Raw genomic sequence first — 18244 nt, 5'->3', positions numbered from 1 at the left:
CAGTCGTTTAGAAAAGGCTGCCCTGCGCGGAAGGCCGCACCGGCGGCCTGAACTGGCTGAAGTCCAGCTCGGTGCGCTGGCGGTTCAGGCCCAGCCGGTGGCAGGTTTTTTCAAAACGCTGTTTGATCAGGTTGGCCCACAGGCCGCTGCCTTTCATGCGTGAGGCGAAGTCGCTGTCATAGTCCTTGCCGCCACGCATCTCCTGGATGCGCGCCATGATGCGGTCCGCGCGCTGCGGGTAATGCAGCGCCAGCCACTGCTTGAACAGCGGCGCCACTTCCCAGGGCAGGCGGACCACGGTGTAAAACGCCGTGCGTGCGCCGGCCTCAAAGGCGGCCTGTAGCACCTGTTCCATGTCGTCGTTCACAAACGGGATTTGCGGGGCCACACTCACCCCCACGGGAACACCGGCGTCGGCCAGCGCCCGGATGGTGCGCAGGCGCCGGTGCGGCGCGGCCGCGCGCGGCTCCAGCTTCCGGGCAAGTTCGCCGTCCAGCGTGGTGATGGTCACGTAGACCGCGGCCAGATGTTGGGCCGCCATCGGCGCCAGCAGGTCCAGGTCGCGTTCGACGCCGCTGGACTTGGTGACCAGCGCCAGCGGGTGCCGCACTTCCTGCATCAGCTCGATCAGGCCGCGTGTCAGGCGCAGCTCACGTTCGACCGGCTGGTAACAATCGGTGGCCGAGCCGATGTTGATCAGCTTGGGGACGTAGCTGCGTTTGCCCAGGTCGGCGCGCAGCATGGCGGCGATGTTGCGCTTGGCGATGATTCTGGTTTCAAAGTCCAGGCCCGGCGAGAGGTTGAGGTAGCTGTGCGTCGGCCGCGCGTAACAGTAGATGCAGCCGTGTTCGCAGCCGCGGTAGGGGTTGACCGAATAGTCGAAGTAGATGTCGGGCGAATCATTGCGGCAGATGGCGCTGCGTGCGTCCTCGAACACCACCTCGGTCGGGATCGGCGCCTGGTTCGCGGTGGCCTCTTCCAGCGTGCTCCAACCGTCGTCATAAGCGGCCCGCGTGTCCTTCTCGAACCGGTGGGCCAGACGCGTGGCCGTGCCGCGGCCTTTGATGGCGTGCAGGGGAATGGTGATTTCGGTCATGGGCGTGGGCAGAAAGACTGTACAAATAGCCAGTATAGTCATTCCGCTGCCGTCCCGCCGCCCGCCCTTTGTCGGCGCCTGAATTGCTATCTATTCAATAGCTGCTGGCGCCCGTATTTATTGGGCTGGATGTACCTTTTATGGGGCAATACGGGCTTCAGGGGGTGCTGACACCCGCGCCGGCCGGCGCCGCGACTCCACACCCAGGTACAGCGCCTGGCCCGCCAGCAGCGACAGGCCGAAGGCCGCCAGCATGCCCAGCGCATTGGCCACCAGCTGCGTGGGCCAGAACTGGCTGACCACGGCATTGACCCCCAGGACCACGGCAAAGTGGATCAGGAACACCGAGTACGAGATCTGGCCGAGCTGCAGGAGCCACGGCGCCTCCAGCCAACGACCGGCCCGGCGACTGCGTTGCAGCGCCACCAGCACCAGGGCCACCACCAGCGCGACCAGCAGCCGGCCCCTGAAGTCGAGCACCAGCGCCAGCACGCCCAGCACCGCGATGGCCAGCAGCCAACGCGCCGGCCAGGGGCTGCGCGATGCCCACCAGGCCAGCATGCCCAGGGCGTAAGCGCCAAAGAAGTAGAGCCCCGTCATGTCCAGTTCCGTGCGCCGGTTGAACACCAGCAGGGACGCGGCCGCGAGCCCCAGCACGACCCAGACCCCTGCCCGCGCCGGCAGGCCGGGCCAGCGCCTGTGGGCGTGGCAGGCCAGCGTGAACAGCAGCACACTCATCACAAACAACTGGAAATCAATCGCCACGTACCAGATGCCCGCCGACAGGGCCTCCTGCCCCACGATGTCCTGCAGCAGGAACACATGGGCCAGCACCTGCCAGACGGTGGGCATGTCGGGCACCGAAGGATGCGGCAGCCAAGGCCGCACCAGCGCGGCCACCACCGTGGTGACCAGCAGGGCCACCAAGAGCGGCGGCGCCAGCCGCTGATAGCGGCGCAGGATCAGGCGGCCGGGCTGCTGGAACACGGCCACCCCCTCGGGTGCCAGCACGCTGGCGGCCAGAAAACCGCCCACCACCAGAAACACCTGCACCGCCATGCGGGCGTAGTCGTAAAGCCAGTTCATCAGCCCCGGCGCCGCCGTGTGGACCACGTCGCTCATGGGGCCGTAAAACGCCAGGTGGTGCCAGACGATCAGCACGCAGCCCAGCGCCTTCAGGGCATCAATGCCGGGCAGGCGCTGCGCGGATGGCGTCAGGACAGCGACCGGCGTCTTCATGCGGAAGAAAACCTAAACGCAAACCTTTTGACGCGCTTCCTGGTATTCGCGCTTGACTTGCGCGACATAGTCGGCGGTGCTCTGCACTTTGGTAACCGCGCCAATCCCCTGCCCGCAGCCCCAGATGTCTTTCCAGGCCTTGGACTTGCTGCCCTCGCCGCTTGCAAAGTTCATGGTCTTCAGGTCGCCGTCGGGCAGGTTGTCGGGGTCCATGCCCGCGGCAACAATGGAAGGCCTGAGGTAATTGCCATGCACACCGGTGAACAGACTGGAATAAACGATGTCATCGCTGTTGCTGTCAACGATGGACTGCTTGTAGGCATCCGAGGCGCGCGCCTCTTCGGTGGCGATGAAGGCCGAGCCGATGTAGGCGAAGTCGGCGCCCATGGCCTGCGCGGCCAGCACGGCGCCACCGGTGGAGATGGCGCCTGACAGCGCCAGCGGGCCGTCAAACCACTGGCGGATTTCCTGGATCAGCGCAAACGGGCTTTTGACGCCTGCATGGCCACCCGCGCCTGCGGCCACGGCGACCAGGCCGTCGGCGCCCTTTTCAATCGCCTTGCGCGCGAACCTGTTGTTGATGATGTCGTGCAGCACCACACCACCGTAGCTGTGCGCCGCGGCATTGATGTCCTCGCGCGCGCCCAGCGAGGTGATGTAGATGGGCACCTTGTACTTCACGCACATCTCCATGTCGTGCTCGAGCCGTTCGTTGGACTTGTGCACGATCTGGTTGATCGCAAACGGCGCCGCCGGCTTGTCGGGATGGGCCTGGTTGTAGGCCGCCAGCGTCTCGGTGATCTCGGCCAGCCACTCGTCAAGCTGCGATGCAGGTCGGGCATTCAAGGCAGGCATGGCGCCCACGACCCCGGCGATGCACTGGGCAATCACCAGCTTGGGGTTGCTGATGATGAACAGCGGCGAGCCGATGATGGGCAGCGGCAGCGCGTTCAGCGGGGCAGGAAGTCTGGACATGGTGTCTCCGGTGATGGTTCTTGTCAGATTTTGAGCGAAAAGTGAGCCTGACCCTTGTCAATCGGGTGACAACTGCTATTAAATATATAGCAAATCAGTAGCCAATCAGTAGCAGATCAGGGCCGGTCTAAAAAGCCTCCAGCGCCAGCGCGGTAACGCTGTCGGCCCCTTCGACAATGCTGTCGCGCATGCCGGGCGCCTTGCTCAGCAGATGGTCGGCGTAGAACACCGCGGTGGTGATCTTGGCCTGCATGAAAGCGGTGTCTTCGCCGCGGGCAAGATGTTCTTCGGCCACCAGCAGCGAACGCGCCATCTGCCAGCCGGCGACCACGTTGCCGGCCAGCATCAGGTAAGGCACGCTGCCGGCAAACACGGCATTCGGCGAGGTCTTGGTGTTGCCGGCGACAAAGTTCACCACATCCACAAAGGCTTCGCGCGCGGCCTTGAGGCGCTTGGCCACGGTTTTCGCTGCGGCGCCGCCCTGCTTGAGCAACTGCGCTTCGGTGGTTTCGATCTGCGCAGCAATCCCCTTGGCCGTCTGACCGCCATCACGCGCGGTCTTGCGGCCGACCAGGTCGTTGGCCTGGATGGCGGTCGTGCCTTCGTAAATCGTCAGGATCCTGGCGTCGCGGTAATACTGCGCCGCGCCGGTTTCCTCGATGAAGCCCATGCCGCCGTGCACCTGCACGCCCAGCGAGGTGACTTCCAGGCTCATCTCGGTGCTGTAGCCCTTGACGAGAGGCACCATGTATTCGTAGAAGGCCTGGTTCTGCTTGCGCACGTCGGCGTCCGGGTGGTGGTGCGAGGCGTCATAAGCCGCCGCAGCGACCGAGGCCATGGCGCGGCAGCCTTCGGTGTAGGCGCGCATGGTCATCAGCATGCGCTTGACGTCAGGGTGGTGAATGATGGGCGCGCTGGCATTGATCGAGCCATCGACCGGACGGCTCTGCACACGGTCTTTCGCAAAGCTCACGGCCTTCTGGTAGGCGCGCTCGGCAATCGCAATGCCCTGCATGCCGACGGCGTAACGCGCCGAGTTCATCATGATGAACATGTACTCGAGGCCGCGGTTTTCCTGGCCGACGATGTAGCCGACGGCGCCGCCGTGGTCGCCGTACTGCAGCACGGCCGTCGGGCTGGCCTTGATGCCGAGTTTGTGTTCGATGCTCACGCAGTGCACGTCGTTGCGCGCACCCAGGGCGCCGTCCTGGCCGACCATGAACTTGGGCACGACAAACAGGCTGATGCCCTTGACGCCTTCGGGCGCGCCGGTCACACGGGCCAGCACCAGGTGCACGATGTTCTCGGCCATGTCGTGTTCACCGTAGGTGATGAAAATCTTGGTGCCGAAGACCTTGTAGCTGCCATCGGGCTGCGGCTCGGCTCTGGAGCGCACCATGGCCAGGTCCGAACCGGCCTGCGGTTCAGTCAGATTCATGGTGCCGGTCCACTTCCCGCTGACCAGCTTTTCCAGGTAGACCGCCTTGAGCTCGTCCGAGCCGGCCGTCAGCAGCGCCTCGATCGCGCCGTCGCTGAGCAGCGGGCACAGCGCAAAACTCATGTTCGCCGAGTTGAGCATCTCGCCGCAGGCGGCGCCTATGGTCTTGGGCAGACCCTGGCCGCCGAAGTCCAGCGGGTGTTGCAAACCCTGCCAGCCGCCTTCGGCGTATTGTTTGTAGGCCTCCTTGAAGCCGGGTGTCGTCGTGACGACGCCGTCTTTCCAGCTCGACGGGTTCTTGTCGCCCTCCCAGTTCAGCGGAGACAACACGCCTTCATTGAACTTGGCACATTCTTCGAGCACGGCCTGCGCGGTGTCAAAGCCGGCTTCTTCAAAGCCGGGGATCTGCGCCACTGCGTCGATGTTGGCCAGGTGTTTGATGTCAAACAGCATGTCCTTGAGGGGGGCTTTGTAGCTCATGTCGTGTCTCCAGTGTCCAGATGTCAATCCATCGGCCGGTGATCCGGCGCAAAAAAGGGCACCGCCAGCGATGCCCTGTTCATCCAACCCGATTAAAGGGCGGCGACCAGCTCGGGGACTGCCGTGAAGAGGTCGGCCTCCAGGCCGTAGTCGGCCACGCTGAAAATCGGCGCCTCCGGGTCCTTGTTGATCGCGACGATGACCTTGCTGTCCTTCATGCCGGCCAGATGCTGGATCGCGCCGCTGATGCCGGCGGCAATGTAGAGCTGGGGCGCGACGATCTTGCCGGTCTGGCCGACCTGCCAGTCGTTGGGCGCATAACCGGCGTCCACCGCGGCGCGCGAGGCGCCGAGCGCCGCACCGAGCTTGTCGGCCAGGGGCGTCATGACCTCGTTGAATTTTTCGGCACTGCCCAGGGCGCGGCCACCGCTGACGATGATCTTGGCTGCCGTCAGTTCGGGGCGGTCGCTCTTGGCGATTTCGCTGCCGACAAAGGTGGACTTGCCGCTGTCGGCCACGCCGGTCACGGCTTCCACCGCGGCCGAGCCGCCGGTGGCGGCCGCCGCGTCAAAACCCGTGGTGCGCACGGTGATGACCTTGGTGGCGTCCGAGCTCTGCACGATGGCAATCGCATTGCCGGCGTAGATCGGGCGCTCGAAGGTATCGACCGCATCGACCTTGGTAATGTCGGAGATCTGGCTCACGTCCAGCAGGGCCGCCACACGCGGCGCAATGTTCTTGCCCGAGGCGGTGGCGGGGAACAGGATGTGCGAGTAGCTGCCGGCCAGGGCGATGACCTGGGCGGCCATGTTTTCGGCCAGGCCGTGTTCGAAGTGGGCGCCGTCCACGTGGATGACCTTGGCCACGCCGGCGATCTGGCTGGCGGCCTGGGCGGCGGCACCGGCATTCAGGCCGGCCACCAACACATGCACCTCGCCGCCGCACTGGGCGGCTGCGGTGACGGTGTTGAGGGTGGCGGGACGGATGCTGGCGTTGTCGTGTTCTGCGATGACGAGGGATGTCATAAGTAGCTCCTGATTTTTTTTGACTGCTGTCATCCCGGACTTGATCCGGGATCCATAGTGGCACACCCGCATGGATTGCGGGTCAGGCCCGCAAAAACAGCCGTGGTTGTTAAATGACCTTGGCTTCGTTGCGGAGCTTGTCCACCAGCGTGGCGACGTCCGGCACCTTGATGCCGGCGCTGCGCTTGGGCGGCTCGCTGACCTTGAGCGTCTTGATGCGCGGCTTGACATCAACACCGAGCTCTTCGGGCTTGACGTTGTCGAGCTGCTTTTTCTTGGCCTTCATGATGTTGGGCAAGGTGACGTAGCGCGGCTCGTTCAGGCGCAGGTCGGTCGTGATGATGGCCGGCAGGGTCAGGCTCAGGGTTTCCATGCCGCCATCAACCTCGCGCATGACCAGGGCCTTGCCGTCGGCGACATCGACCTTCGAGGCAAATGTTGCCTGCGGCCAGCCCAGCAGCGCGGCCAGCATCTGGCCAGTCTGGTTGCAGTCGTCGTCAATCGCCTGCTTGCCCAGGATCACCAGTTGCGGCTGTTCCTTGTCCACCAGCGCCTTGAGCAGCTTGGCCACGGCCAGTGGCTGCAGCTCTTCGGCGGTTTCCACCAGGATGGCGCGGTCGGCGCCAATGGCCATGGCCGTGCGCAGGGTTTCCTGGCATTGCGCCACGCCGCAGCTCACCGCAATCACCTCGGTCACCACACCCTTTTCCTTCAGCCGGGTGGCCTCTTCGACGGCGATCTCGTCAAACGGGTTCATGCTCATCTTGACGTTGGCGATATCGACACCGGTGCCATCGGATTTGACGCGGACTTTGACGTTGTAATCCACAACGCGTTTGACGGGTACCAAGACCTTCATGCAGGACTCCAGAGTTGATTGAATTGACGTGTACGTAAAGCACTTGATTCTATGCTGCGGCTGCCGGCCTTCCTGAACCCCAGGCTTTGGGAATGGACGTGCACCGGCAGGACAAAACAAAAAAGAACGATCGTTCTATTTCATTATAAAGACCCCTTGCACCCGAATTAGAGCCGCCGACCCAAAGCACTGTTGCCCGGGCGACAATTGCGCGCCAAATTAACAGACCGTTGGGTCGGTTAATTGGGGTAAGCATGGACAGACTGGCGCCCGTCGCTGACTTAAAGTGAGCGTTCCGAATGAATCAGGGCAGCACCGCCACTGAGTCAGCCCTCAACAAAGTCATCCGGTCAGCCCTCTGACCGCCCGGAGTGTTTATGAAAATCAAACCGATTGCCGCCGCCCTGCTCACCGTCTGCAGCGGCCTCGCTTCTGCCCAGACCGTGCTGACCGTTTCCAGCTGGCTGCCTCCCACCCACACCCTGAGCATGGCCCAGAAGGAGTGGTGCGACCTGCTGGAGAAAAACACCGCAGGCAAGATGAAGTGCAACATCCTGCCGCGCGGCGTCACCGCAGCGCCCGGCACCATGGACGCTGTCAAGAACGGCCTGGCTGACGTGTCCTACACCGTGCACGGCTACACCCCGGGCCGCTTCCTCTACACCCAGATGGCCGAGTTCCCCTTCCTGGGCAACACCTCCGAGCCGATTTCCGTGGCCTTCAACAAGGTGGCCATGAAAAATCCGCAGTTCCAGGCGGAACACCAGGGCGTGAAGGTCCTGTCCTTCTTCACCCACGGCCCCGGGATTGTGTTCAACACCAAACGGCCCGTGACCAACGTGGCTGAGCTGGGCGGCCTGAAGTGGCGCGTCGGCGGCGGCATGGTCAACGAGATCGCGAAAACGCTGGGCATGAACGTCACCCTCAAGCCGGCGCCCGACTCGTACGAGCTGCTGTCCGGCGGCGTCATGGACGGCACGCTGTTCCCGGCCGAGTCCACCGAGTCGTTCAAGATCGACAAGATCATCAAACACGCCACCACCTTTCCCGGTGGCCTGTACAACACCAGCTTTGTCTTCATGATGAACCAGGCTAAATACGACAAGCTCTCGGCCGATGAGAAAAAAGCCGTTGACGCCATCTCCGGCGAAGTGGCTGCGCGTATTTACGGCCGAGGCTGGGACCGCGTGGATCGCCGCGCCATGGGCCTGATGCAGGCCAACAACGTGCAGGTCGTCAAGGCCGACGCGGCCTTTGTCGCCGATGTCAAGGCCAAGACCGCCCCGCTGGAACAGAAGTGGATCAAGGACGCCGAAGCCAAGGGCCTGAAAGACGCGGCCAAGGTGCTGGCCGAGTTCCGCGCGGAAATCGCCCGCCAGGAAAAATAAGCGACTGACGTCCGAACGCCAGCCCCGGCGCGGCCTCATGGACAATGAGGACCGCGCTTTTTTTCATGGATTGAGGCACATAGATTGAACAAGCTGATCGAGAGGGTCTGCGGCCTGCTGGCTGCCCTGGCCCTGTTCGCCATCATGGCGCTGACTTTTTTTGACGTGGGGGGCCGCAAGCTGCTCTCCAACTCCATCCCCGGCTCCCTGGAGCTCACCGAGCTGCTGATGGTGGTGGTGATTTTCGCGGCCCTGCCGCTGGTCTCGCTGCGCGGCGAACATGTGGTGTTCGACTCGCTGGACCACTACCTGCCCGAGGCTGTGCGCAAGGTGCAACGCGCCCTGATGCAGCTGGTCTGCGGGGCTGTGTTGCTGGCCCTGGGCTGGCTGATGTGGCAAACCGGCGGCCAGTACCTGGAAACCGGCGAGACCACCGCCCAGCTGAAAATCCTCAAGGCACCGTTCATCTACGGCATGGCCTTGCTGTGCGCCGTGGCCGGCGTGATCCACCTGGGCATGGCGTTCCGCCCCGCCGCCGATACCGACACGGGTGAAGGAGTCACGCTGTGACCGAAGCCCTGCTTGGTTTTGGAGCCATTTTCGTGCTGGCGCTGCTGCGCCTGCCGCTGGCTTTTGCGATGGGTCTGGTCGGCATTGTCGGCATGGGCCTGACACGCGGCTGGCACCCGGCGCTTGCCAGCACGGCCCAGGTCGTCCATGAAACCGGTTTTGCCTACACGCTGTCGGTGATTCCGCTGTTCATCCTGATGGGCAATTTTGTCGCACGGGCCGGGCTGGCCCATGAACTGTTTCATGCCGCCTACGCCTTCATCGGCCATCTGCGCGGCGGCCTGGCCCATGCCACCATCGCGGCCTGCGCCGGCTTTGGTGCGATCTGCGGCTCGTCGATTGCAACCGCCGCCACCATGAGCAAGGTCGCCTACCCGTCGATGAAACGGCTGGGCTACAGCGACTCGCTTTCAACCGGCGTGATTGCCGCGGGCGGCACGCTGGGCATCATGATTCCGCCGTCGACCATCATGGTCATTTACGGCATCGTGACCGAAACCAACATCGGCAAGCTGTTTGCAGCCGGCGTGATTCCCGGCATCCTGATCGCCCTGCTGCTGATGGTGGCCGTGGTGTTCATGACCTTCATGGACCCGGAGCATGCGCCGGCCGGCGAGAAGTCGAGCTGGTCCGAGCGCTGGAAGGCCTTGCGCGGCATCTGGGGCGTGTTGCTGCTGGTGGTGCTGGTGCTGGGCGGCATTTACGGCGGCGTGTTCACCGCCACCGAGGGCGCGGGCATCGGTGCGGCGGGCGCCTTCCTGTTTGCGCTGGCACGGCGCCGGCTGACGGTGAAAGCCACGTTCGAGGTGCTGGTCGAATCGGCGCGCACCACGGCCATGCTGTTCACCCTGCTGATCGCGGCGACCATTTTTGCCAACTTCGTGAACTTCACCTCCATGCCCAATGACCTCAAGGAGTGGATCACCCACCTGGGCCTGTCGCCGGTGATGGTGGTGGCCGCGATGATGCTGATTTACGTGATCCTCGGCACCGTGATGGAAGAGCTCACCATGGTGCTGCTGACCATTCCGCTGTTTTTCCCGATTGTGGTGTCACTGGGCTTCGATCCGGTCTGGTTCGGCGTGCTGATCGTGATGGTGATCCAGATCGGCCTGATCTCGCCGCCCGTGGGCATGAACCTGTTTGTGCTCAACACCCTGCTGCCCAAGGTCGGCCTGGGCAACATCTTCCGCGGCGTCTGGCCTTTTGTGGTGATGCAGGTGGTGGCGCTGGGCATCCTGCTGGCCTTCCCCGGGCTCAGCCTCTGGCTGCCTTCCTTCATGAAGTAAGGCAAGCGCCGCGCCGGAACGGGCGCGGCGGCGCGGGCGACCTCAGGCGGGCTTGACGTCTTCCGCCGGCAGGGGCCGCGTGTGAATCACCCGTTGCGGGTAAGGAATCTGGATGCGGTGCTCGCGCAGGGACTGCAGGATGGCGAGATTGATGCGCGAGCGCAGGTTCTGCTGGCCGTTCTCGGGGTCCGTCATCCAGTAGTTGAGCGTGAACTCCAGGCCGTCGGCCCCGAAATTGGTGAGATTGACACCCGGCCCGGGATCGCGCAGCACGCGGTCCTGCGCGAGCGCCGCCTCGGTCAGCAAGCGCATCACCAGTTCCACGTCGCTGTCGTAGCTCACCGACACCACGGTGGCCTGCAACACGCGCGAATCGGCCAGGGAGAGGTTTTCAATGCGGTTGCTGATGAACATCTCGTTGGGCACGATGGACTCGCGGCCACCCAGCGAGCGCACCACCGTGTAGCGCGCGTTGATGTCGGTGATGCGGCCCTCGAAGTTGTCGACACGCACGTTGTCGCCGATGCGCACGCTGCGTTCGGCCAGCATCACAAAGCCGCTGACGTAGTTGGCGGCCAGCTTCTGCAGACCGAAGCCTATGCCCACGCCGATCGCCCCGCCCAGCACCGACAGGGCCGTCAGGTCGATGCCCACCGCCGACAGCGCCATCAGCAGGCCCACAAACATCAGCACCGCGCGGGTGGCGTTGCTGACGGCCTTGCGCAGCGACAGTTCGTTGCCGGTGGCCGAGCGCAGCAGGCGTGTTTCAATCGCCGCGGAGATCCACAGCGTGATCAGGAGCACCACCCCGGCCGTCACCGCGCCCTCAAGCATGGTGCGCACCGACAGGGTCGAGTTGCCGACCTTCCACTTGATGTCGTCCAGCTCTTCGAGAACCACCGGCAGCAGGCCGCTGACCCAGAGCACCATCGCCAACCAGGCCAGCCATGAAATGGTGCGCTCCAGGGCCCGCACAAACGGGGCTTCCTTGAAGGCCACCTGCAGCACCTTGACGCCCAGGCGAATCACCGCCAGCGACAGCAGCACAGGCACCGCCACCTTGAACACGGCCACGGGGAACAGCCGCGCCAGCAGGGTCTGGGCCGCGTAGGCAAAAGTCAGCAGCAGCAGGGGAAACAACACGCCGTCAACCACGCGCCGGCCAAACAGGATGGAGTTGCCGTCGGCCACGAGGTGCGCGCGGCTGGCCACCCGCACCAGCAGCCAAGCCAGCAGCACACAGGCGACCAGCGCCGCCAGCTCGGTCAGCGCCGTGGGCTGGGCCAGTGCCGCAAACCATTCGTCGAGCGTATCGATTCGGACGGACGCCGCCCGGGAGGTCACAGGGCCGGCCATTGGGGCTTCCTTTTGTCGATGAAGGCCTGCACGCCCTCCTGCGCCACCGGGTGAACCATGTTGCAGGCCATGGTCTGGCCGGCGAGCTGGTAGGCGGCCGCGATGCCGGTTTCCCGCTGCTGGTAGAACAAGGCCTTGCCCATGGCAATGGCCTCGCGCGGTTTCGCCAGGATCGCCTGCAGCATCTGCCCGATTTCGGCATCGAGTTCCTCCAGCGGCACCACACGGTTGACGAGGCCGCGTGCGCGGGCTTCGTCAGCCGTGATGAAGCCGCCGGTCAGCAACATCTCCATGGCCTGTTTGGCCGGAATGTTGCGCACCAGCGGCACGCTGGGCGTGGCACAGAACAGACCCACGTCAATGCCGTTGACACCAAAACTTGCTGTGCTGGCGGCCACCGCCAGGTCGCATTGGGCGACCAGCTGGCAGCCGGCGGCCGTGGCCACCCCCTGCACCCGGGCCAGCACCGGCACCGGCAAGGCCTGGATGGTCAACATCATGCGGGTGCATTGCGCAAACAGCTTCTGGTAGTAGGCCAGTTCAGGCTGCGCGCGCATTTCCTTGAGGTTGTGCCCGGCACAAAAAGCCTTGCCCTCGGCGGCCAGCACCACCAAACGCGCACCGGGGTCGGCGGCCACAGCATCCAGCGCGGCCTGCAGGGCGGCCAGCATCTCTTCGCTCAGGGTATTGAAGGCGGCGGGACGGTTCAGCGTCAGCCAGTTCACGCCGCGTTCGTCGCGGGTGTGCAGCACGGGGGCCGGAGAATCATTCATGGCAGGACTCTGGAGGGTATGAAAAGCGACAGGTCTTCGGGTCTATAAATCGGCAAGCACGCGGATGTGCGCCTCCACGCTGCGAGCGAGCGCGCCCAGGTTGTAGCCGCCTTCGAGCGAGGAGACGATGCGGCCCCTGGCGTGACGCCTGGCCACGTCCTTGATGCGCATGGTGATCCAGGCGTAGTCCTGCTCGGTCAGGCCCATCTGGCCCAGGTCGTCTTCGCGGTGGGCGTCAAAACCGGCGCTGATGAAAATCATCTCCGGCTTGAACGCCTCCAGGCGCGGCATCCACATCATCTCGATCAGTTCGCGGATGTCCATGCCCTTGGTGTAGGCCGGCACCGGCAGGTTCACCATGTTGGCGGCCTGCGTCTCGGCGCCGGTATAGGGGTAATAGGGGTGCTGGAAAAAACTGACCATCAGGACGCGGTCGTCGCCGCGGATGATGTCTTCCGTGCCGTTGCCGTGGTGCACGTCGAAATCGACAATCGCCACGCGTTGGAGGCCGTGCCGCTCCAGCGCGTATTTGGCTGCCACCGCGATGTTGTTGAAAAAACAGAAGCCCATGGCCTTGTCACGGCAGGCATGGTGGCCGGGCGGCCGCACCGCGCAGAAGGCGTTTTCGACCTCGCCCGCCATCACCGCATCGGTGGCGGCCAATGTGGCGCCGGCCGCCCGCAGGGCCGCGTTCCAAGTGTGCACATTCATCGAGGTGTCGGGGTCGATCTGCGCGTGGGTCGGGCCGCCCGCCAGGATCTCGTCGGCAAGCTGGTCGCTCAGGCCGCGCAGGGAAGCGATCAGCATGCGGCCATGCGCCAGCTCCAGGTCACTGATGGGCGCCAGCGGCGCTTCACGCCGGTCCAGCGCGTCCCCGACGCCGGTGATTAGCAGGCGGTCTTCAATCGCGTCGAGCCGCTCCGGACACTCCGGGTGGCCGGCACCCATCTCGTGTTTCCAGCAGTCTTTGTGGGTGAAATACGCGGTGCCGTTCATAGGAGAAATTTTGCGGTAAGGTTGATGGCATGAACGCGAAACAAAAAATTCAAACGCTTCTGAATCAGCTTAACACGGTCATTGTGGGCAAGCCGGCCCAGGTGCAGGACTGCGTCGCCTGCCTGCTGGCCGGCGGGCATCTGCTGATTGAAGACGTGCCGGGCGTCGGCAAAACCACGCTGGCGCACGCGCTCTCGCGTTCCTTCGGACTGCAGTTTTCACGGGTGCAGTTCACCGCCGACCTGATGCCCAGCGACCTGACCGGCGTGTCGATCTACGAGCGCCAGAAGGAAAGTTTCGTGTTCCACCCTGGACCGATTTTTGCCCAGGTGCTGCTGGCCGACGAGATCAACCGCGCCAGCCCGCGCACCCAAAGCGCCCTGCTCGAAGCCATGGAAGAAAAGCAGGTCACCGTCGAGGGCGAAACCCGGCCCCTGCCCGTGCCGTTCTTTGTCATCGCCACCCAGAACCCGCACGACCAGCTGGGCACCTACGCCCTGCCCGAGTCGCAGCTGGACCGTTTTCACATGCGCATCTCGCTGGGTTACCCGGACCGCGCCGCCGAGCGCGAACTGCTGGGCGGCAGCGACCGCCGCGACATGGTGGACAAGCTGGCCACCGTGCTCATGCCCCATGACCTGCTGGACCTGCAGCAGCAGGTGCAGCAAGTGCATGCGTCGGAGCCCCTGCTCAATTACCTGCAGGACCTGATCGCGGCGACCCGCTCGGGCCGCTGGTTTTTGCAGGGCCTGAGCCCGCGCGCCGGCATCGCCCTGGTCCGCGCCGCACGCGCCCAGGCCTTCCTGAGCGGGCGCGACTATGTGGCACCGGACGACATCGTGGCCGTGTTGCCGCAAACCGCGGCGCACCGGCTGATCCCGGTCAGCGATGCCGGGCGCGGCGCGGTCGAGCAGGTGCGCGCCATGATCGAGGCCGTGCCTCTGCCATGAGGCGGCCCGGTCATGGCGGGCCTGATCCGCAATCCGTGGCGGCCAGTGGCTGCGGCAGGCTTCCCGGCGGGGCCACCGGTCCATGACCACCGCCATTCTCAACCCCCTGACGTTTGTGCGTGGCCGTTTCCAGCAGTGGTGGCAAAGCCGCCTGCCGCTGACCGACAGCGTGCTGCTGACCCAGCGCAATGTCTACATCCTGCCGACGCGGCCCGGGCTGATGCTGGCGCTCACGCTGATGGTGCTGCTGGTCGCCTCCATCAACTACCAGCTCAACCTGGGCTACCTGCTGACCTTTCTGCTGGCTGGCAGCGCCCTCACCGGCATGCATGTGTGCCACGGCACGCTGCGCGGCCTTGCCATGAATTTGATAGCACCTCCCGCCCATTTCGCGGGCACTGCAGCCATTTTTGACATCAAGCTCACGAACAGCCGGCGTTCCGTGCGGCACGGCATCGGCATCAGCGTGCTGGCCGCACCCGGCGGGACCGGCCAGCCGCACTGGGCCTGGACCGATGTGCCGGCGCAAAACAGCGCCACGGTGCAGGTCGCCTTCACCCCGCAGCGCCGCGGCCTGCACCGCCTGCCGACGCTGACCGCCGAAACCCGCTTCCCGCTGGGCACCTTCCGCGTCTGGACCGTCTGGCGCCCTGCCGCGCAGATGCTGGTCTACCCGGCGCCGGAGTCACGCCCACCGCCCCTGCCCCCCGGCGAGCCGCGCTCGGGCGGCGCCGACGCCTCGGCCCGCTGGCAAAGCGCCGGCGAGTTCGACGGCATACGCGGTTACCGCCGCGGCGACCCGCTCAAACTCGTCATGTGGAAAAAGGCGGCCAAGGCCGACGACCAGGGCAACGGCCTGGTGGTGCGCGACACCCAACAGGCCCAGCGCCACGAGCTCTGGCTGGATTTCCTGCAGGCCGGCTCGCTCGGCACCGAAGCGCGGCTGTCGCGGCTGTGCGCCTGGGTGCTGCAGGCCGACAGGCTGGGCCTGAATTACGGCCTGCGCTTGCCGGGGCTGGAGATCAAGCCGTCCGGTGGCGAGGCGCACAAACGGCAATGTCTGGAGGCGCTGGCTTTATGTTGAGCAGCACGTGTGCAAGCGGGGCCCAGGGACGATCACCCGTGCATCCGCGCTCGGCTGGGTCCTTCGATCAGCTGCTGGATCGCCTACAAGCCGGGGGTTGCCCGGCGGCAACTCACTTTCTTTTGCGTCGCCAAAAGAAAGTAAGCAAAGAAAAGGCGACCCTACTGTCTACGTCCCTCCGCTTCGCTACGGGCAACCTACGGTGCTCGGTCCAGCCGGGGCCGGGCTCGAACTCGCTACGCTCAGACAATCGCCCGTCCTTATCCGTCTGGCCCTGCGCTCCTCGGCGCAGCCAGAAGGGAGGTGGGGTCGGGAGCGGGTTCGGATCCGCAATCGGGCTCCGGCGAGGACGCGCTTTGCGCGTCCTCGCCTCCCCGCACCCGCATTGCATTTCTGTGCTCCCACCCGTCGGGCCGGGCCGAGGAGCGCAGGCAAAAGCGGATCAGGGCTCGCGATTGTTTGAGCCGAAGGCGAGTTCGAGCGAGACCCCGCTTTTGCCGAGCACCGCAGGTTGCCCCGAAGCGAAGCGCAGGGGACCCGGACCATCGGGTCGCCTTTTCTTTGGTGACTTTCTTTTGGCGAAGCAAAAGAAAGTTACTTGCCGCCGGGCAACCCCCGGCCAACGGTCGCAGACACACCTGCGGACCTGCGGGAAAGCCACATGCTAGCCCGCCTCCAAACCCTGCCCCGCGACAGCCGCGACACGCTCTTCCTGCTGGTGGTCATCGCCTGGGTGCTGCTGCCGCAAGTCAACGCGCTGCCCTGGTGGTGCAGCGCGCTGGCGGCCGGCATGCTGCTGTGGCGCGGCCGGCTGGCCTTGGGCAACAAACCGCTGCCGAACAAATGGTGGCTGCTGGCGCTGCTGGCCGTGGCGGTCGGCGCCACATGGCTGACCCACAAGACCTTGCTGGGCCGCGACGCCGGCGTCACGCTGATCGTGATTTTGCTGGCGCTCAAGACGCTGGAGCTGCGTGCCCGGCGCGACGCCTTTGTGGTGTTCTTCCTGAGCTTCTTCACGATGCTCACCAACTTTTTCTACTCCCAGTCGCTGCTGACGGCCTTCAGCATGCTGCTGGGCCTGCTGGGCCTGCTGACGGCCCTGGTCAATGCCCACATGCCGGTCGGCAAACCGCCGCTGCTGCAAGCCGCCAGAACCGCCGCCTGGATGGCGCTGCTCGGTGCGCCGGTGATGGTGCTGCTGTTTGTGCTGTTCCCGCGCCTGGCGCCGCTGTGGGGCGTACCTTCGGATCCCATGACGGGCCGCAGCGGCCTGAGCGCCACCATGCAGGTGGGCACCATCGCCAGCCTGGCGCTCGACAGCAGCATCGCCATGCGGATTGCGTTTGAAGGCCGGCCGCCGCCGCAGCGCGAGCTGTACTTTCGCGGGCCGGTGCTCTCCGCCTTTGACGGGCGCGAGTGGCGGCCCTCGTCCCGGTCGGGGTTTCCGTCCCGCTACAAGCTGGCCGACAACCTGAGCGTGCAGGGCGCGCCCATCGCCTACCAGGTCACGCTGGAGCCCACCAGCCGGCCCTGGCTGTTTGTGATGGAGGCCGCGGCCGAAAGCCCCAGCCTACCACCCGGCTACCAGACCCGCATGAGCAGCGACCTGCAATGGCTGACCGACCGGCCCATCACCGACCTGGTCCGTTACCAGGTGAAGAGCCATCCGGTGTTCAAGCACGGGCCCGACCGGCAGGAAGTTGGCCTGCAGGAGTTTGTCGAACTGCCGCCGGGCTTCAACCCGCGCACGCTGGCGCTGGCCGCCGAGATCCGGCGCGACCCGCGTTACGCCCAGGCCGGTACCCAGGCGCTGGTGCAGGCGGTCATGGACAGATTGCGCACCGGCGGCTACACCTACACGCTGGAGCCCGGCGTGTACGGCGCCAACACCGCCGACGAGTTCTGGTTTGACCGCAAGGAAGGTTTTTGCGAACACATCGCGTCCGCCTTTGTGGTGCTGATGCGCGCCATGGACGTGCCGGCCCGCATCGTCACCGGTTACCAGGGCGGAGAGATCAACACCGTCGACGGCTTCTGGGTCCTGCGCCAGAGCGATGCGCACGCCTGGACCGAGGTCTGGCAGGCCGGCCAGGGCTGGGTGCGCGTGGACCCGACCTCGGCCGTGGCGCCCGGGCGCACCGGGGCTTTCCAGCGGCTGGCGGCACCGCAAGGGCTGGTTGGGCAGGCACTGGGCACCTTCAGCCCGACGCTGTCGGCGCAACTGCGCGCCACCTGGGAAGCCGTCAACAACCGCTGGAACCAGTTGATCCTCAACTACACGCAGGGCAAGCAGTTGCAACTGCTCAAGGACATCGGTTTTGAATCCCCGAGCTGGGAAGACCTGGCTTATGTGCTGCTCGCCATCGTCGTGGCGGTCAGCCTGGCCGGTGCGGCCTGGACCCTGTGGGACCGCAGCCAGCACGACCCCTGGCTGCGCTTGCTGGGCCGCGTCCGCAAGCAGCTGGCCAAGGCCGGGCTGGACAGCCACGGCGCCACCTCCCCGCGCCAGCTGGCGCTACAGGTCCGGCAGCGGTATGGCGACGAGGGCCAGGCGCTGCACGACTGGCTGCTGCAACTCGAAGCGCAGCGTTATGCCCTCACGCCCGCCGGCGGCACGGCCACCCCCCTGGCCCGGCTCAAAAACCAATATGCCGGCCTGCGCTGGCCGGCCTGATTTTTTCCCGCCTGACACAGCGGGGGATGCGCTTGGCGCCATACTGTCAACC

15 protein-coding genes are annotated in these 18244 nt (G+C 65.2%); 6 read left to right on the top strand and 9 right to left on the bottom strand.

The genetic code is table 11. From position 1 onward, the window contains the following. Positions 1-7: 7 nt before the first annotated feature. From B7G52_RS02775 to B7G52_RS02750, 6 genes are all read right to left on the bottom strand, one after another. Positions 8-1096: a PA0069 family radical SAM protein gene (locus B7G52_RS02775; RefSeq protein WP_096696116.1), complete on the bottom strand. Its 1089-nt coding sequence runs from the start codon at positions 1094-1096 to the stop codon at positions 8-10. 138 nt (positions 1097-1234) lie between these two features. Next, positions 1235-2335 (bottom strand): acyltransferase, encoded by a 1101-nt coding sequence (locus B7G52_RS02770; RefSeq protein ID WP_096696114.1) that lies wholly within the window; start codon positions 2333-2335, stop codon positions 1235-1237. A gap of 12 nt (positions 2336-2347) precedes the next feature. Continuing rightward, positions 2348-3310, bottom strand: a complete 963-nt coding sequence (locus B7G52_RS02765; protein ID WP_096696112.1) for a nitronate monooxygenase family protein — start codon at positions 3308-3310, stop codon at positions 2348-2350. Positions 3311-3437: 127 nt separating this feature from the next. Further along, positions 3438-5228, bottom strand: a complete 1791-nt coding sequence (locus B7G52_RS02760) for an acyl-CoA dehydrogenase (protein WP_096696110.1) — start codon at positions 5226-5228, stop codon at positions 3438-3440. A gap of 92 nt (positions 5229-5320) precedes the next feature. After that, positions 5321-6253: an electron transfer flavoprotein subunit alpha/FixB family protein gene (locus B7G52_RS02755; RefSeq protein ID WP_096696108.1), complete on the bottom strand. Its 933-nt coding sequence runs from the start codon at positions 6251-6253 to the stop codon at positions 5321-5323. A gap of 109 nt (positions 6254-6362) precedes the next feature. Continuing rightward, positions 6363-7112: an electron transfer flavoprotein subunit beta/FixA family protein gene (locus B7G52_RS02750; RefSeq protein ID WP_096696106.1), complete on the bottom strand. Its 750-nt coding sequence runs from the start codon at positions 7110-7112 to the stop codon at positions 6363-6365. A gap of 377 nt (positions 7113-7489) precedes the next feature. Here B7G52_RS02750 and B7G52_RS02745 point away from each other — a divergent pair, with 377 nt between their 5' ends. The 3 genes from B7G52_RS02745 (at position 7490) to B7G52_RS02735 (ending at position 10359) form a co-directional block, all read left to right on the top strand. After that, positions 7490-8500: a TRAP transporter substrate-binding protein gene (locus B7G52_RS02745; RefSeq protein WP_096696104.1), complete on the top strand. Its 1011-nt coding sequence runs from the start codon at positions 7490-7492 to the stop codon at positions 8498-8500. 84 nt (positions 8501-8584) lie between these two features. Continuing rightward, a complete protein-coding gene (locus B7G52_RS02740) occupies positions 8585-9070 on the top strand; it encodes a TRAP transporter small permease (RefSeq protein ID WP_240523295.1) in 486 nt (161 codons plus the stop codon). Beyond that, positions 9067-10359: a TRAP transporter large permease gene (locus B7G52_RS02735; protein WP_096696102.1), complete on the top strand. Its 1293-nt coding sequence runs from the start codon at positions 9067-9069 to the stop codon at positions 10357-10359. Before B7G52_RS02740 ends, B7G52_RS02735 begins: the two co-directional genes overlap by 4 nt. Positions 10360-10401: 42 nt before the next feature. On the opposite strand, the gene B7G52_RS02730 is transcribed toward B7G52_RS02735, so the two are convergent. From B7G52_RS02730 to B7G52_RS02720, 3 genes are read right to left on the bottom strand one after another with little or no spacing between them, the layout of a single operon-like run. Beyond that, positions 10402-11715, bottom strand: coding sequence for a mechanosensitive ion channel family protein (locus B7G52_RS02730; protein ID WP_096696100.1), 1314 nt, complete (start codon positions 11713-11715; stop codon positions 10402-10404). Then, positions 11700-12488, bottom strand: coding sequence for an enoyl-CoA hydratase (locus tag B7G52_RS02725; protein ID WP_096696098.1), 789 nt, complete (start codon positions 12486-12488; stop codon positions 11700-11702). The genes B7G52_RS02730 and B7G52_RS02725 overlap by 16 nt, the downstream gene beginning before the upstream one ends. Before the next feature lie 42 nt (positions 12489-12530). Continuing rightward, positions 12531-13484: a histone deacetylase family protein gene (locus tag B7G52_RS02720; RefSeq protein ID WP_096696097.1), complete on the bottom strand. Its 954-nt coding sequence runs from the start codon at positions 13482-13484 to the stop codon at positions 12531-12533. Between the two features lie 29 nt (positions 13485-13513). Here B7G52_RS02720 and B7G52_RS02715 point away from each other — a divergent pair, with 29 nt between their 5' ends. The 3 genes from B7G52_RS02715 to B7G52_RS02705 all read left to right on the top strand — a co-directional run bounded on the left by B7G52_RS02715 (position 13514) and on the right by B7G52_RS02705 (position 18192). Then, positions 13514-14434, top strand: a complete 921-nt coding sequence (locus B7G52_RS02715) for a MoxR family ATPase (RefSeq protein ID WP_096696094.1) — start codon at positions 13514-13516, stop codon at positions 14432-14434. A gap of 82 nt (positions 14435-14516) precedes the next feature. Next, positions 14517-15518, top strand: coding sequence for a DUF58 domain-containing protein (locus B7G52_RS02710; RefSeq protein ID WP_096696092.1), 1002 nt, complete (start codon positions 14517-14519; stop codon positions 15516-15518). 661 nt (positions 15519-16179) lie between these two features. Beyond that, positions 16180-18192 (top strand): DUF3488 and transglutaminase-like domain-containing protein, encoded by a 2013-nt coding sequence (locus B7G52_RS02705; RefSeq protein WP_096696090.1) that lies wholly within the window; start codon positions 16180-16182, stop codon positions 18190-18192. The last annotated feature ends 52 nt before the right edge of the window (positions 18193-18244 follow it).

This window comes from Polaromonas sp. AER18D-145 (assembly GCF_002379095.1).
Classification (GTDB): Bacteria; Pseudomonadota; Gammaproteobacteria; order Burkholderiales; family Burkholderiaceae_C; genus Polaromonas.
Note: the sequence above shows the minus strand (reverse complement) of the source record. Positions and strands in the feature narration are given on the sequence as shown.

Excerpts from the sequence above, each read along its gene's own strand:
- B7G52_RS02725 (WP_096696098.1), bottom strand. The coding sequence starts at position 12,488 with ATGAATGATTCTCCGGCCCCCGTGCTGCACACCCGCGACGAACGCGGC.
- B7G52_RS02760 (WP_096696110.1), bottom strand. The coding sequence starts at position 5,228 with ATGAGCTACAAAGCCCCCCTCAAGGACATGCTGTTTGACATCAAACAC.
- B7G52_RS02730 (WP_096696100.1), bottom strand. The coding sequence starts at position 11,715 with ATGGCCGGCCCTGTGACCTCCCGGGCGGCGTCCGTCCGAATCGATACG.
- B7G52_RS02750 (WP_096696106.1), bottom strand. The coding sequence starts at position 7,112 with ATGAAGGTCTTGGTACCCGTCAAACGCGTTGTGGATTACAACGTCAAA.
- B7G52_RS02720 (WP_096696097.1), bottom strand. The coding sequence starts at position 13,484 with ATGAACGGCACCGCGTATTTCACCCACAAAGACTGCTGGAAACACGAG.
- B7G52_RS02770 (WP_096696114.1), bottom strand. The coding sequence starts at position 2,335 with ATGAAGACGCCGGTCGCTGTCCTGACGCCATCCGCGCAGCGCCTGCCC.
- B7G52_RS02775 (WP_096696116.1), bottom strand. The coding sequence starts at position 1,096 with ATGACCGAAATCACCATTCCCCTGCACGCCATCAAAGGCCGCGGCACG.
- B7G52_RS02710 (WP_096696092.1), top strand. The coding sequence starts at position 14,517 with ATGACCACCGCCATTCTCAACCCCCTGACGTTTGTGCGTGGCCGTTTC.
- B7G52_RS02755 (WP_096696108.1), bottom strand. The coding sequence starts at position 6,253 with ATGACATCCCTCGTCATCGCAGAACACGACAACGCCAGCATCCGTCCC.
- B7G52_RS02705 (WP_096696090.1), top strand. The coding sequence starts at position 16,180 with ATGCTAGCCCGCCTCCAAACCCTGCCCCGCGACAGCCGCGACACGCTC.
- B7G52_RS02715 (WP_096696094.1), top strand. The coding sequence starts at position 13,514 with ATGAACGCGAAACAAAAAATTCAAACGCTTCTGAATCAGCTTAACACG.
- B7G52_RS02765 (WP_096696112.1), bottom strand. The coding sequence starts at position 3,310 with ATGTCCAGACTTCCTGCCCCGCTGAACGCGCTGCCGCTGCCCATCATC.
- B7G52_RS02745 (WP_096696104.1), top strand. The coding sequence starts at position 7,490 with ATGAAAATCAAACCGATTGCCGCCGCCCTGCTCACCGTCTGCAGCGGC.